15 protein-coding genes are annotated in these 15,017 nt (G+C 41.7%); 13 read left to right on the plus strand and 2 right to left on the minus strand.

Annotated elements, in window-relative coordinates:
• The first annotated feature begins 20 nt into the window (after window positions 1–20).
• The 11 genes from FTT88_RS07615 (at window position 21) to FTT88_RS07665 (ending at window position 12,110) form a co-directional block, all read left to right on the plus strand.
• On the plus strand, window positions 21–653 hold the full coding sequence (locus FTT88_RS07615) for a GNAT family N-acetyltransferase (protein WP_180173838.1): 633 nt from the start codon (window positions 21–23) through the stop codon (window positions 651–653).
• Window positions 650–1,042 carry a hypothetical protein gene (locus FTT88_RS07620; RefSeq protein ID WP_078190999.1) on the plus strand — a complete coding sequence of 131 codons (393 nt, stop codon included), beginning with the start codon at window positions 650–652 and terminating at the stop codon, window positions 1,040–1,042. Before FTT88_RS07615 ends, FTT88_RS07620 begins: the two co-directional genes overlap by 4 nt.
• Window positions 1,018–2,289: an MFS transporter gene (locus FTT88_RS07625; RefSeq protein WP_257233024.1), complete on the plus strand. Its 1,272-nt coding sequence runs from the start codon at window positions 1,018–1,020 to the stop codon at window positions 2,287–2,289. The genes FTT88_RS07620 and FTT88_RS07625 overlap by 25 nt, the downstream gene beginning before the upstream one ends.
• 15 nt (window positions 2,290–2,304) lie before the next feature.
• Complete coding sequence (locus FTT88_RS07630) at window positions 2,305–4,572, plus strand: TonB-dependent receptor (RefSeq protein ID WP_180173840.1); 2,268 nt, start codon at window positions 2,305–2,307, stop codon at window positions 4,570–4,572.
• 111 nt (window positions 4,573–4,683) lie between these two features.
• A complete protein-coding gene (locus FTT88_RS07635; RefSeq protein WP_180173841.1) occupies window positions 4,684–5,904 on the plus strand; it encodes an MFS transporter in 1,221 nt (406 codons plus the stop codon).
• Between the two features lie 235 nt (window positions 5,905–6,139).
• Window positions 6,140–8,311, plus strand: a complete 2,172-nt coding sequence (gene mtlD / locus FTT88_RS07640; protein WP_180173842.1) for a bifunctional mannitol-1-phosphate dehydrogenase/phosphatase — start codon at window positions 6,140–6,142, stop codon at window positions 8,309–8,311.
• A gap of 190 nt (window positions 8,312–8,501) precedes the next feature.
• Window positions 8,502–9,176 (plus strand): 2'-5' RNA ligase family protein, encoded by a 675-nt coding sequence (locus tag FTT88_RS07645; protein WP_180173843.1) that lies wholly within the window; start codon window positions 8,502–8,504, stop codon window positions 9,174–9,176.
• Entirely contained in the window at window positions 9,173–9,694 is a 522-nt protein-coding gene (gene cobU, locus FTT88_RS07650) for a bifunctional adenosylcobinamide kinase/adenosylcobinamide-phosphate guanylyltransferase (RefSeq protein ID WP_180173844.1), read from the plus strand. The genes FTT88_RS07645 and cobU overlap by 4 nt, the downstream gene beginning before the upstream one ends.
• The gene (gene cobT, locus FTT88_RS07655) at window positions 9,691–10,743 is read left to right on the plus strand and encodes a nicotinate-nucleotide--dimethylbenzimidazole phosphoribosyltransferase (protein ID WP_180173845.1); all 1,053 of its coding nucleotides are present in this window, start codon (window positions 9,691–9,693) and stop codon (window positions 10,741–10,743) included. Before cobU ends, cobT begins: the two co-directional genes overlap by 4 nt.
• Window positions 10,744–11,367: a histidine phosphatase family protein gene (locus FTT88_RS07660; protein ID WP_180011407.1), complete on the plus strand. Its 624-nt coding sequence runs from the start codon at window positions 10,744–10,746 to the stop codon at window positions 11,365–11,367. It abuts the gene before it with no gap.
• The gene (locus tag FTT88_RS07665; RefSeq protein WP_180173846.1) at window positions 11,364–12,110 is read left to right on the plus strand and encodes an adenosylcobinamide-GDP ribazoletransferase; all 747 of its coding nucleotides are present in this window, start codon (window positions 11,364–11,366) and stop codon (window positions 12,108–12,110) included. The genes FTT88_RS07660 and FTT88_RS07665 overlap by 4 nt, the downstream gene beginning before the upstream one ends.
• 67 nt (window positions 12,111–12,177) lie before the next feature.
• Here FTT88_RS07665 and FTT88_RS07670 read toward each other — a convergent pair whose 3' ends face one another.
• Window positions 12,178–12,888 carry an LrgB family protein gene (locus tag FTT88_RS07670; RefSeq protein ID WP_171262654.1) on the minus strand — a complete coding sequence of 237 codons (711 nt, stop codon included), beginning with the start codon at window positions 12,886–12,888 and terminating at the stop codon, window positions 12,178–12,180.
• A complete protein-coding gene (locus FTT88_RS07675) occupies window positions 12,885–13,337 on the minus strand; it encodes a CidA/LrgA family protein (protein WP_180022109.1) in 453 nt (150 codons plus the stop codon). The genes FTT88_RS07670 and FTT88_RS07675 overlap by 4 nt, the downstream gene beginning before the upstream one ends.
• Window positions 13,338–13,434: 97 nt before the next feature.
• On the opposite strand from FTT88_RS07675, the gene FTT88_RS07680 reads away from it, so the two are divergent.
• Window positions 13,435–14,334, plus strand: a complete 900-nt coding sequence (locus tag FTT88_RS07680; RefSeq protein ID WP_180007851.1) for a LysR family transcriptional regulator — start codon at window positions 13,435–13,437, stop codon at window positions 14,332–14,334.
• 148 nt (window positions 14,335–14,482) lie between these two features.
• A complete protein-coding gene (locus tag FTT88_RS07685) occupies window positions 14,483–14,962 on the plus strand; it encodes a helix-turn-helix domain-containing protein (RefSeq protein WP_078191046.1) in 480 nt (159 codons plus the stop codon).
• Window positions 14,963–15,017: the final 55 nt, after the last annotated feature.

Below are 15,017 nucleotides of genomic sequence, written 5' to 3' on the forward strand. Positions count from 1 at the left end.
CAAATTTAAAGGACGACATCATGACAACGTTATCACGACAACTACCTGATTTTTATGAATACTATGAGAATGAGACGCAATACTACTTACGACAAATGCAATATCCAGAAGATATGGCTTTGGTTCATAAATGGATGCATGAACCGCATGTGATTCCACAATGGCAGCTCAATAAGTCAGAAACTGAACTAAAAGTGTATTACGAAAAAATGCTGGCGGATGATCATCACCGAATTTTGATTGTAGGAGTCAATGGTGAAGATGTGGGCTACACAGAGATTTACGAGGGAAAACGGGATCGTTTAGGTTTGTACTACGACGGTGATGAGCTGGATCTAGGTTGGCATTTGTTATTTGGTGAAAAGTCCGTTTTTGGTAAAGGCTATTTACGTCCTGTCATGCGTTTATTGAGTTTTTATATCTTTGAAAATGCCGCATCAGCCAAGATTGTGGGAGAGCCTGATCATAGTGTGAAGCCTTATGCCATCGTGGTTGAAGACATGTGCTATGAAGCACAGCGCCTAATCCCAATGCCTGAAAAGACCGCCATGTTGTATTACTGCTTTAGAGAAACATTTTATTCAAAATTTGGTCATTACTTAAACGACTCCAAGGCATTTCAGCATCAGCAACTAGCTAAGGCGGTGTCATGAGTTATCGCTGCACCCACATGCACATACTGGACATGCGCTTTTCAGCGCATGTTTCAGTGGAAGAGTTTGAACAATGGTTGACTCAAGTTGAGCGCTTTTTTCTGAAAAGTCAGCCCTTTGTTTTGGTTATGCAAACGGCTGAGGGAACGACTTTTCCTGAAGAATATCGGCAAATACAGGCCGTTTGGTACAAGAAGTTTAAACATCTCTTTTTTCAATATTGTTTGGGTCTGGTGCGTATTGCGCAAGATCCAGATGACTTCAAACGTTTAAATACACCCGCGCTGCATGCAGCGTGGCGTGTGCCTTATTACGTTTCATTAGAACAGTCTGATGCGCTGCAATGGGCAGTGCAGAGGTGGATATGCAACAACACTCAAGAAAATTAAATCATGCAATTTCACCATCTCAAATTTCAGTCCTGAGTTTGAGCGTCGTGATCATTTTGTACTTAGCACATGCATTGCCTTTGTATTTTTACAATGTGGCTTTGCCTGCTATTTTACGACATCAAGGGGTAGATTTACGCTGGATCGGCATGTTATCGCTGCTTTACATTCCATGGGCATTCAAGTTTTTTTGGGCGCCTTGGATCGATCAGCTCTATGTCAAAAAACTCGGTAAACGCAAAACATGGCTGTTATTTACGCAAATCGCATTGGTACTGGGGGTACTGGTTTTAGCCTTTACGCAGTTTTCTTATGGGCTGACTTTATTTGTCATTGTTGGTTTATGGATTTCAACGTTTGCGGCAACCCAAGATATTGCGATTGATGGTTATACCGTAGAGAAATTTACCGAAGGCAATTACCGTCTGGGCAGTATGGCACAGAGTATTGGGGTGGCCGTCGGTAGCATGCTTGGTGGCGCTGCAACTTTATGGATTTACCAATATTGGGGTTGGCAGTCAGCGCTCACAACTTTAGCGCTGCTGACATTTTTAACCATGTTTGCTGTGTTTTTTATTCAAGAAGAACCACAAACTCAAATTGCCAAAGCCAAACCAAGCCTACGACAAGCGTTTAAACGACCTGCGATTCGTTGGGCCTTGCTGCTCATCGTTTGTTATCGCGTGGTGGAAGCACCCGCTATGGCAATGCTGAATCCCATGTTGATCGATCAAAAATGGTCACTGTCTCAGATCGGGGTGTTGATGTCTGTGGTCGGTGCCGGTGTCGGTCTGATTGCAGCTGTTAGTGCAGCTGTATTGCTGAAAAAAATCAAAGCGACGCAATTGTTGGTCTGGGCAGGATGGTTACGTACATTGCTATATGCCGTCATTGGGGCAGCCGTTGTATTGGAGTGGTTGAATCAATGGCATCTGCTTTTAGGTCTATTTGTCGTGTTGATGCTAGCCATTCGTTATATCGCCATGACATCACTCTATGCCTATTTCATGCAGACCAGTTCTAAAGAACAGGCAGGTACCGATTTCACCATATTAGTTTGCTTTGAATTGCTCGTTTACTTTATTGGCGGCGCATTTTCAGGCTTTCTCGCAAAATCATTAGGCTATGGACATTTTTACTTGGTACTGGCAATCGGCTCCGCGATCAGTGTCTTAATTAGTCAATGCATTGTTTTAAAAACACAAAATTTAAAAACTCAAACACTTCCGACTCAATCGGAACTCTAAGAAATGGAAAAGAATATGAAACGTTTAGCTCTACCGATGCAAATGACTTGTCTCAGCCTTGCAATTTGTACTCAGCTTTATGCGCAAGACGTCACATCAGACACAGCACAAAATGCTGCGGTCGAAACGCAAACTGCAGAAGCTACTAAAATGGCACCGATTGTCATGACGGCGACCCGTTCTGCGAAAAGCATTGCCGATATTGCGGGTACGGTATACAGCATTCCCAAAGAAGAAATTGAAAAACAAGCCAATGCTGGTAAAAGCACAGCTGATATTGTCGGTTTATTGGTGCCATCACTGACTCCTTCAAGTGGTACAACGTCTAACTATGGGATGACCATGCGTGGACGTGTGGTGCAATACATGATCGATGGTGTGCCGCAAACGGGATATCGTGATGGATCTCGACAACTGGCAAGTATTAGCCCGTCGATGATTGAACGAATTGAAGTGGTCTCTGGCGCAAGTAGTATTTATGGTTCAGGTGCGACAGGCGGTATTATCAATATCATCACCAAACGTGGTGGATCGGAACCGCTGAGTTTTGAAACAAAAGTCGGTGTCACTTCTGGTAATAACTTTAAGTCTGATGCGCTGGCTTATGAAGCTGCACAAACCATGAATTTTAATCAAGGCAATTTACGCGGAACTTTAGGTGCAAGCTATACCAAACGTGGTGAAATACAAGATAGTCATGGCAATCGTATTGGGCCTGAAATTGCGCAAACAGACCGCCAAGATACCGACACTTTAGATCTAAATGGTCGTTTCAGTTGGAAAATTGCCGATGGTCAAACGCTGAGTTTCGGTGCGCAATATTATAATGATGAGCAAGATAGTGACTATGGCCCTGACTATGGTCCAAATTTAAATGCGCTGCGCTCACAGCCCGTGGGTGGCAAGCTGCCGTTGTCTTTAAATGCGGTAAAAGGCTTACAACTTGCCGAACAACCACAAACTGAACGTTATAGCGTCAACGCACAATATGAAAATCAAGATATTTTAGGCCACCGTCTAAATGCTGAAACCTATTATCGAAATGAAAAAGCACGGTGGTTCCCATCTGCACGTCAAATGGCACCTGAACTCTTCTTGGTGTATCAGTCAGAAACCGATATCGATGTTTTAGGCGCGCGTGTTGCTCTACAAAAAGATCTTAACTTAAATGGTCGTGAACTGGGTCTAACCTATGGTGTGGACTATGAAAATGAAAAAGATCAACAAAATATCCAAATGTATGACAGCGCAACGTTTATTCAAAGTAATGGTTTGAGTTATCAGCCGTTTAACTACTATGCTTTTGGCCCTGATGTTGAAACAGAAAAACTTGGGGTATTTGCCCAAGCGCAATATGAATTAACTGACCGACTAGGCTTACAAGCAGGCATTCGCCATGAACGTGTAGAAAGCGATGTCGATTCATCTGTGCCTTATATGGAAGCCATTACCGCAGATTTAACCCCAGGTTATGTGGCGAAAACACTGAACGGCGGCAAAGTAAAACATGATGCAACGCTGTTTAATGTTGGCGCGGTGTATCACTTAACAGATGTACAGCAAGTGTTTGCCAATTTCTCACAAGGTTCAAACTTGCCCGATGTGCAACGTATGCTGCGCGATGTGCCGGCAAATTCTGTGATTAATAGCCAAACCATTGACCCGATTAAAGTCAATAACTATGAACTCGGTTGGCGTGTACAAAATGCCGGTGGTTTAAATGCAGGAGTCACGGCTTTTTATAATGACTCAGATAAAAGCCTGAAATTTGGTGCGCCGAATTACACCATTGATGTTATTGATACCGATGAACGTATCTATGGTGTCGAAGCCAATGCCAGTTATGAAGTTCAACCAAATTGGACTGTTGGCGGCACAGTTGCATATACCACGGGCCAATTTAAAAATACCCAAGGTGACTGGCAAGAATTGGATGCCATTCGTGTAGCACCTTTAAAAGGTACAGCATTTTCAGAGTGGCAATTTGATAATGACATGAGCCTACGTGTTCAAGCTTTAGCGATTGGCGGTACAGACAAAGCCCAAAAAGACGCTGTGAAATATGGATCTGCTCCAGCAGCGTCAATTAAAGGCTTTGCAACGATGGACGTGATTGCCAATGCAAAAGTAGGACCGGGTAATGTGGGCTTTGGTGTCTACAACGTGTGGAATACGGATTATAAGTCGGTATACAGTCAGTCGGTTGAAACTGTCTATGGCCCAATTTCTAGCCTAGCGGCTCAAGGTCGCACCTACGGTTTAAGTTATACGGTGAAATACTGATTTAAAGCCTGAATCAGGTTTAAAGCACGGTATCGTGACTTACAAAATAGAGGTGGCTTAAGTCACCTCTATTGTTTATAACGTAGCCATTAAAAATGGATAACAAAAATAATGGATCGAAATAACAAACTGTTTATTGCTGCCAGTCTTGCCAATGGTGCAAGTTTCTCGATGATATTGCCGCTGTTGGCGCCATTGGTTCGAGAGTTAAAGCTTTCTGAACTACAAGGCGGAGCAATGGTTTCCGTCGGTGCGCTGCTGATGGCTATCGGTGCGATTTACATTTCAAAAAATCAATCCAAGTTTTCGATTTATCAACTGTTGAGTATCGGTTTTGTGGGCATGGCTGTGACATGGGGGCTATTTACTGCAGTGTTGATGTATGGCCTTTCTGTTCAGATAGGGATGTTGTTGCTGTTTAGTTTACTAATGCTTTCACGTGCAGCCACTGGGGTATTTATGGCGATGCCACAGATTGCCTTGCAAACTTATGTGATGACTCGTTTTAACAATGAGCAGCAGCGTTCACAAGCAATGTCAAAATTCGGTGCATTAAACAGTGCAGGCGTGATCATTGGTCCATTTCTAACAACCTTACTGTTGGGCTTTGGTGGAATCATGACGCCGCTTTGGGCAGCAATCATTATTTTAGCGTTGATTTCTGCGGTCTTGGTGTTCAGCTTTGACCGACATACCGAACAGCATAGCGTTGAAAAGCCAGTGACAGAAAAGCATGAGTCACCATCTACGGATTTGAGCATTCAGCAATGCTATCCATGGTTAATGTTGGGATTCAGTCTCTATCTTGCCATCGTGACAGTGAATTTAACGGCAGGGTTTTATATTCAAGACCGCTTTAATATGACTGCTGCAGAGGGTGCAGTGCATTTTGCAGAGTGTTCTCTCGTCGTGGGTATTGCTTTGGTGGTGATGCAAACGCTGATTTCTAAGTATTTAAATTGGTCCGTATATCGCTTACTGTGGGTTGGGCTGTTTAGCATGGCAGCAGCCTTGCTGATTTCGGTTTTCACCACTGAATTACAGATATTTCAAGCTACATATCTTTTATATGGTATATCGGTTGCATGTTTAATCCCTGCATTTACAACGGGTGCAGCGCAAACGGCGCCCAGTGCGTTACAGACTAAGGTGGCAAGTTGGTGTACAGCCACTCAGGCTTTGAGCTTTGTTGTCGGGCCACTGATTAGTACGGGTTTATATCAGTGGCACAAAGAATTTCCGTATTATTTTTTATTTTTAGTGATGCTCGGTCTGATCGTATTCTTTTTATTTCAAACCAAAACTCAAACCGTGAAGCGAGTGACTGAGTGAAATATGCATCGAGTTGTATAAATACTTCAATAGGTCGGTGTGAAGATAGGACTATCCTGCCAATAGATGGTTTTGATTACATGATGTTACTTGATCAGCGATTGATTTTACAAAATAGATTTTAAAAGCAAGATTTTTGATTAAAAAATAACCACAATTGTTTCATTAATTCTCAAAGTACTGAATCAATAGTTTTCTCCGTTATTCTTTTTACATAAAAAATAACGGAGGTTAAATGCTTAAATTTAATAATGATTTGGTTCTGGGCGCCATTTTTGATATGGATGGAACAATGTTTGATACTGAACGTTTACGGTTTCAAACATTGAAACAGGCATCTCTTGAATTGACCGGTGTTGAGTTTTCCGAATCGTATCTGATGAATTGTTTGGGGCTAAGTGCACAAAGCGCGCATCGATTGGCCCAAGCCGAATATGATGAAAACATTCCATACGCAGATATTCGCAAACGTGCAGATGAATTAGAGCTGGAGCATGTTCGTCAGTTTGGTGTACCGATCAAAAAAGGCTTGGTTCAAGTATTAGAACGCTTACGCAAGTCAGGACTACGGATGGCTGTAGCAACATCGAGTCGCCGAGCAATCGCAGAAGAATATCTCATCAATGCCAATGTGTATAAGTTCTTTGATGTCTTAGTCTGTGGTGATGAAGTTGAAAATGGTAAACCGCATCCGGAAATATTTATACGTGCTGCCGCAAAGCTGAATTTAAGTCCTGCTGATTGTTTGATGTTTGAAGATTCGGAAAATGGTGTGACTTCAGCCTTTGACGCTGGCGGTATTACTGTACTGTTTAAAGATATTAAATCGCCCAATGAAAACATGCTGTCCAAAGCCAAATATTATTATGAATGTATGTATGACTGCTTGACGGAACTTGACCCGTTCACTGCGCATTTAGAGATGCCGCATGTGCAAGAGGCTTTTCCACAAACACTTAATCAGCTCACTGTCGGTATTCATGGTTTTGGGGCGATTGGTGGTGGCTATTTAGCTCAAATTTTGTCGCATTGGGATGGTTATACTCGCCCGAAAAAAATCTATGCATCGACTCGTAACCCTTTATATCGTTCTGCGGTCAATGCATTTGGTACCTATAGTATTCGCTATGGTCAATTGTCTTATGACGAACGCGTTGAAAACATGGCAGTCATTGATGCTGAAAATATTCAGCAGATGCAAGAAATGTACACGGAGTCGAGTTTAGTTGCCATCTGTTTGCCTGAAAAAGCGATTGCGGAAGAAGCCAAAACCATTGCGCAAGGCCTCTATGCACGACATATTGCACATGATGAGAAAGCCATCGAACCTCTAACGATGCTGATCATTTTGAACAAAGTCGGAGCAAAACAATTATTAATGTCACATTTAAAACAGGCTTTAACTGAGCTTGCTGGAGCGGTTGTTGCAGAGAAAATCATGCAACAACACTATTTTTGCGATACCGTGGTCAACCGCATGGTATCTAAGTTGAGTGACCAAAATTTATATCGTCAGCTCCGTATAAAATATAATATCTTCAAACAATTTCAATTAGATGAAGTTGAAGTGGATGCTCAATTAGACTTAGAAGATGCGACGAAATTAAATCCAGATCAGGAACGTCAGGCTACTTTATATGTTGAGGATATGCGACGTAATTTTCACCCAAGTCATATATTGCAAAGCATGGATTTAATTTTATTTAATGCTGAATCTGACATGCCGATCTATGTGGAAAATAATAGTCCTTTGTTAGAAAAAATGCGTCAAATAATTTTGGTCGATCATATTGAAGATATCCAGTTAATTAAAAATCGCTTATGGAATGGCGTGCATGCCATGTTGGCTTGGCAATCTGCACTGTTAAATCATCAAACCATAGGTGTGGCACTTGCAGATAATCGCGTTGATCAATTTATGCATGAACTCATTGACGAGGTGCAGGCTGGTTTAGCACGATGCTTACCTAATCGTGCTTTTGATTTAACACGACTGGCAGAGAGTTTTATAAACTCCTGTGAACATGCGTACAAAGACCCCTGCGCGCGCGTGGCACGAGATCCTTTACGCAAACTTGCATTTAATGAACGAGTGTTGGGCTCGTTGGCAACCAACTTAAAATGTGGACTGGATACAACACATCTACAGCAAGGGATTGTCTATGGTTTGATGTATGCCGTGAGTGTTAATCAATGTTCGATGGATCAGGTCATCAAGTTTATCCAGTTGCAATTTTCCGAGCTGAAAAAGGCCAACGAGCTTGAACAACTGCAACGGATCGAACAGATTGAGGCCAATGTAATGTCACAGTTGCAGCAATTTGCTGTACAGTCAACAGAGCAGTTTACATCTTGGAAAAACCATGCTATAGCGCAAGATCAGAAAGGTGCAGCCAAATTTGCCTAAAATTTCATGCTCATCTGTAAGCAATATATGCTGAATCAAAAATGCTGAGTATGACTCGGCATTTTTTATTAAAGAAAGCTCTTAGATGAATGAATTTCAGTTCTAACTGAATATTACTAAATCAAAATTGGGTAAAGTCTGTTTTGATTCATGCTTTAATAAAGCAGATTGAATTTAAAGTGATTTATCTGTGTTTCTAAAACCTTCAACGCAAGTCGTACCGACGCTCAATCAGGATTATCCCGGTTGGCATCAAGGTCGTCAGCACTATGCTTTGTGGTATCTAGAAATACAGGATCCTGAATTATTGGCATATCTCACAGCACTTCGAGCGCAGTTTTCAGATCTTTTATACACGCCGAATACGCGCCAATTTCATATCACTGTGTTTATTTGTGGTTTTTTTCAAGAGCTCAATAAAACACAATTAATCGATCATTCTGAACCACGATGGAATGATAATTTCTCAGCAGATGAATTGGCACTGCACCAACAACAACTTCGACAGTTATCGCTATCTAATATTCGGTTATGTACAGGTCAGATCAATAGCTTTCAAAGCGCGCTGTTTATTGAAATTGTGGATGTAGATCGTAAGTTAGAGCATCTACGTCAAGCTTTTAATGTAAGTTCGAATGAAATTGCACCGATCGAATATTGTCCGCATATCACATTGGGCTTGTATAAACAGGCATGGAATAGCGATGATATTTTTGAAAGAATCCAACGAATTGAACAGTACAGCTTTGATTTTGAAAGCGAGCAGCTGACTTTTGGTCATTATCAGGCTCAAGTATTACAAGGGGCGTTGACTCCTTATTATCAACATCAGTTTAGACAAAATATAGAGATGGCACAGTCATGATTCATTTCATATTGGGTGGGGCACGTTCAGGTAAGAGCCGACTTGCAGAACAAAAAGCCAAAGAAAGTGCTCAAGCCGTGATCTATGTGGCGACAGCACAAGCCTATGATGAGGAAATGCAGGAGCGAATTCAGCATCATCAAGCAGACCGTCCTGACCATTGGAGGCTGATTGAAGAGCCTTTGTATTTATCCGATCGCTTAGTTGAAATAGACCAAGCTCATCAAACCATTCTTATCGATTGTTTAACGCTGTGGATGAGTAATTTATTGCTGCATGAACAAGCAGACTTTCAACAGCATCAATGCCAAAAATTACTTACGGTGCTGCCAAAATTAAAGTCAGACATTATTTTAGTCAGTAACGAAACTGGGCTGGGCGTTGTTCCCATGGGACAAATCAGTCGAAAATTCGTCGATGAATCTGGGCGCTTACATCAACAAATTGGTCAAATCGCTGACCATGTGGTGTTTTGTGTTGCAGGTTTTCCAATGATATTAAAAGGAGATAAAGCATGAACTGGTGGCAAGAACCCTGTCAAAATCCAAGTATCGAAGCTAAGCAACAGGCGTCAAATCACCAGTTACAGCTAACTAAACCTACGGGCTCGCTTTCAGAACTTGAAAATGTTGCGGTGCAACTTGCATCATTACAAAATACAGATCAGCCTAATATGGATTTTCCATGGATCACCATCTTTGCAGGTGATCATGGTGTGATGGAAGAAAATATTTCGGCCTATCCTCAAGCTGTCACACGCCAAATGCTACAAAACTTCACGACCGGTGGTGCATGTATTAGTGTCATTGCACGTGAGTATCAAGCCAAACTACAAGTGATTGACTGTGGTTCGGTAGGTGACGCTTATGAATATGCAGGGGTAGAGCGCTACTGTATTGCAGCGGGTACAGCAAATTTTGCTAAAACTGTTGCGATGAGCGAATCACAATGTATTGAAGCGATGAATCTCGGCCGTAAAAGTGTTGAAGATGCTATCGCTGCAGGTGCGTCAATTTATGTCGCAGGGGAAATGGGCATTGGCAATACCTGTTCTGCTTCTGCTGTTGCATGTTTTTTATTTAATGAGCCGGCCGAAAAACTGACAGGTGTTGGTACAGGTATTCGTGCTGAACAATTGGCACATAAGAAACAAGTGATTGATCAAGCTTTAGCTTTACATCAGGACTATGTCGGCCAAGATGTCTTTAAAGCTCTATGTGCTGTAGGTGGTTTGGAAATTGCCGCGATGGTTGGAGCGTACATTCGCTGTGCGCAATTGGGTCTGGCAATGGTCGTGGATGGATTTATTAGTACGGTTTCTGCCTTGGTCGCTGTTCGTTTAAATCCTGCTGTACGTGAGTGGATGCTTTTTGGTCATCAATCGGCTGAATATGGGCACCAACGTTTACTCCAAGCCCTTGAAGCTGAACCACTTTTGAAGTTGAATTTACGTTTAGGTGAAGGTAGCGGTGCCGGTGCGGCATTAGGTTTAATTCGTTTGGCATGTCGTTTACATAACAACATGGCAACTTTCGCGCAAGCTGCTGTGATTGGTGAAAAAGTTTAAATGGAACATTTCCGTTTAGATATATTGCGTCATGGTGAGACTGAACTGAGCCATACCTTACGTGGCTCTACAGATGATACTTTGACGCAAAAAGGTTGGCAGCAGATGCAGCAGACCATAGATGATGTATTGAACGTCATACATACACACGGTTTAGCGAACTGGGATGTCATCATCACTTCTGACTTACAGCGCTGCCGTTTATTTGCTTTAGATTTGTCTCAACAACTCAAATGTCCAATGTTTGAAAATGCGAAGTTTCAAGAAATGCATTTTGGCGACTGGGAAGCGGTATCAACCAAGCATATCTATGAAAACACCCCAGAGTTACTCGCACAGTTTTGGCAAAGCCCCAGCACATTTACGCCACCGAATGCAGAAAGTCTTCAGCAATTTCAACATCGGATATTAAGCGGTCTAGATGAGTTAGTCTTGCAGGCTCAACAGCATCATTGGCACCGCGTTTTATTGGTTTCCCATGGTGGCGTGATTAAATTATTAAAATGTACGGCACAGCAAAGTCACTTAGATGATTTATTAAAAATGACGGCTGAATTGGGACAATTAAATTCATTCATTGTGCAAAATCGTGCAAATATTCGTCTTTTGGAGCAAAGTGAATGACACCTTTTTGGATTGCTCTACAGTTTCTCACGACTTTCCCGATTCAACTTAAAGCGATGCCATCGAAACAGCAAAATGGACAATCTTTACTGTTTTATCCAGCGGTGGGATTGTTGATCGGTGGCATTCTTGCCTTGCTTGCTTTTACATTGCATAGTCTGCCGATTATCTTACTCAGCAGTATTTTGCTGGTAGTTTGGATTTGGCTCACAGGTGGATTACATCTAGATGGTTTAGCTGATACGGCAGATGCGTGGGTCGGTGGGTTTGGTGATGCCGAGCGTACACTTAACATCATGAAAGACCCTGCATGTGGGCCGATTGGTGTGTTGAGCCTCGTCGTGATTTGCTTACTCAAATGGTCGGCGCTTTATGTTTTGCTACAACAGCAAATGTATTTGGCATTAATTGTATTTCCAGTATTAGGTCGTTTAGCCCCTTTATTTTTGTTTTTAACAACTCAGTATGTTCGTGAAAAAGGCTTGGGCTCATCGATAGCAGCAACTATTCCACGCAAGTCGGCATACCTGGTCTTTATACTCTGCCTAAGTGCATGTTTGTATTTTAGCTGGCTTGGAGTGGTCAGTATTCTTACATTTATTTGTACTTTATTGTATTTGCGATGGAAATTTATTCAGCGTATAGGTGGCGTAACGGGAGATACAATTGGTGCAGCGATTGAAATTACAGAAGTGTCGAGTCTCTTAGCGTTTGTCATAGCACTACATTATGTAATTGCTTAGTTTTTACAGTGAAATGACTTAACTCCTGATTTAAAAAAAGCCCAGCTATTGCACTGGGCTTTTTATTTTATCCCAACAGATAAATGACTAAATGAATAAGTGATGGCCCAAGCAATACCATAAAGACCCCAGCTAGTACCATGCTCAAGCAGGCTGCAACACCTTCTTCTTTATGACGTGATAACGCCTTACTTGTACCAAATCCATGTGCAGCATTGCCAAGAGCCGCACCTTGCGCAAAGCGTGAATGCAATTTAAGCCCAGCCAAAACTAGGTCAGCTAAAGCCACGCCGGCAATCCCAGTAATCATGGTAAATAGAATCACCAATTCGACTGAACCCCCAATATTCGAGGTAAGTTCCATGGCAAAGGGCGTAGAAATGGAACGTGCCATTAAGCTATAAGACGTTTCTTGGTCAAACTGAAACAACTGTGCCAAATAAAAAGCACTGATAATTCCTGCTAACATGCCAATCACGATGCCCAAACTAATACTCAGCGCATGCTGACGGATAATTTGTCGATATTCATAGATGGGAATAGCAAAGGCCACAGTGGCAGGGCCGAGCATCCATACAATCCATTGGCTTTCTTGCATATAGGTGTCATATGAAATATGAAAGCAAAGCATGAGTATAATCAGCACAAACGGGACGAATAGTGCAGGGGAAAGAACCATATACGGTAACTTACGATGTAGCTTTTTCGCCAAAATATAACCGACAAGGGTCAGGACGAAAAACAATACAGAGATGCTGTTCAACCCAAAATCGTTCATAAGGTTTTTCCTGCTGTGTTGACATCATGATCTGTCGCAGTTTGGTGTTTCGCTTTAAGTTTTGCCTCGAGTTTAAAGCCCCAATAAACCGTAAATGCTGTAAACACCATGACACAGACGGTACCCAGTACCACGGCTAAAATTAACTGCCAGCCAGAGCTGAGTAATAAATCTTGATATTTAATTAATCCAACTACACAGGGGATAAAGAATAGAACCAGTTCAGCCAAAATAAAATCTGAGCCTTGTTTGATCCACTGCATTTTAAATAAACCACTCAACAATGCGGCTAAAAGGAGCAATAAACCAATCACGCCAGCAGAGATCGGCAAGTTAAACCAAGATTGAATGCAAGAGCCAATCCACCAGATCAATATCAATAAACTTAGCTGCGCTAAAGTTTTAAGAAACTGGGTAAATTTGGAAGTAGATTGTGGAAACGTATCCATGAGACGACAGTAGAATAGGAGATGACGCTATTTTAAAAGTGCATACCCTGTATAATTATGAATAATTAATTATTAATTATGCTTAAATGGAATAATAATGGACATTAAAAGCCTAAAAGTCTTTGTGACCATCGTACAAAAACAGAGTTTTAGTCATGCAGCAGAAGCGCTTTTTGTCACTCAGCCGACCATTAGTAAATTAATTCGTCAGTTAGAAGACGAGATCGGCGTGCCTTTATTTCATAAAGGAGAAGCAGGTCGAAAAAGGGAAGCACAGCTCACCTATATGGGAGAGCAGATTTATCAGCATGCCTTAGTGATATTGAATGAACAACAACGGATGCTTGATACCGTTACCCAAGTTCGTGCCTTAAAACAAGGTAAATTGACCCTCGGTTTACCGCCATTGGCATCAGTGTTGTTCAGTCAGTTAATCGCGCTGTTTCATAAAAAATACCCCAATATTGAACTGAGCTTTTTTGAGGTTGGGGCGACAGGTATAGAAAGTGCCATTTTAAAAAAACAGGTCGACGTCGGGATTATTTTGGGTCACTTGAAACCGGTGCTGAGTGGTATTCCAGTGATGGAGTCACCTTTGTGTCTATTGTCCAAAAAAAACTCACAGTGGCGTAAGCGAAAAACAGTATCGCTGATTGAATTAAAAGAAGAATCCTTTTTATTATATGATGATACCTTCACACTCAATGACATCATTATACAGGCGGCAAACTACGTCGGATTTGAGCCCAATGTAGTGTGTAAAAGTAGCCAGTGGGACTTCATCGCCAAAATGGTAGATTCAAATGTCGGGATTGCACTCCTGCCTAAAATTTATTGTGAACAACTTGATGCGGCAAAATACCATATGGCTGAATTAGAAAATCCAAACCTAGACTGGAAACTCAGTATGGCCTGGAATACCACTGTTGCCATGAGTCCCGCAACGCGTGCTTGGCTAGAAATAATTGAGGACAATAAAGACAAAATACATTTTTAGTTCATTCACAGATCAAGCCGATAAATAAATGATTGGAAATGAAGGTTGATTTATGATTTGTATATCAAAGATTATTGAAAAGGATTTTGCAAAATCAACAGGCATGAATTAAATTGGGTGTTGGTCGTTATTTTTGATGGTTCATAAAATGAAATGGGATGATATTGGTCAACAACCGTGTTCAATCGCTCGTGCGCTTTCAGTGCTAGGGGATCGTTGGACCATGTTGATTATCCGTAATGCATTTATGGGCATTCGACGTTTTGATGACTTTCAACAAAATCTCGGTGTGACGCGTCATGTGTTATCCGACCGATTAAAGCGTTTGGTTGAAGAGGGTATTTTAACCAAAGTTGCTTATGTCGAGCGTCAGGAACGTTTTGAATATCGACTGACGCAAAAAGGCTTAGACTTGTATCCAATCCTTTTAGCTATGACACATTGGGCCGATCAATATATGGATCAGGGCTTAGGATCACCTGTTGAATATGTGCATCAGGCATGTGGGCAAAAATTTAAACCGGTTTTGGTGTGCTCATGTTGTGCTGAACCGATCCAAGCCAAACAGGTCAAACCGATATTTACCCAAGCCTATTACATCGCTCTCAACCAATTAAAACCTGCCTAAGCTGTTTTATGGCTTTCTTCAAGATGCTGATTTGCATCTATTTAGCCAAAATAGC

The organism is Acinetobacter sp. YH01024 (assembly GCF_013420195.1).
Taxonomy (GTDB): domain Bacteria; phylum Pseudomonadota; class Gammaproteobacteria; order Pseudomonadales; family Moraxellaceae; genus Acinetobacter; species Acinetobacter amyesii.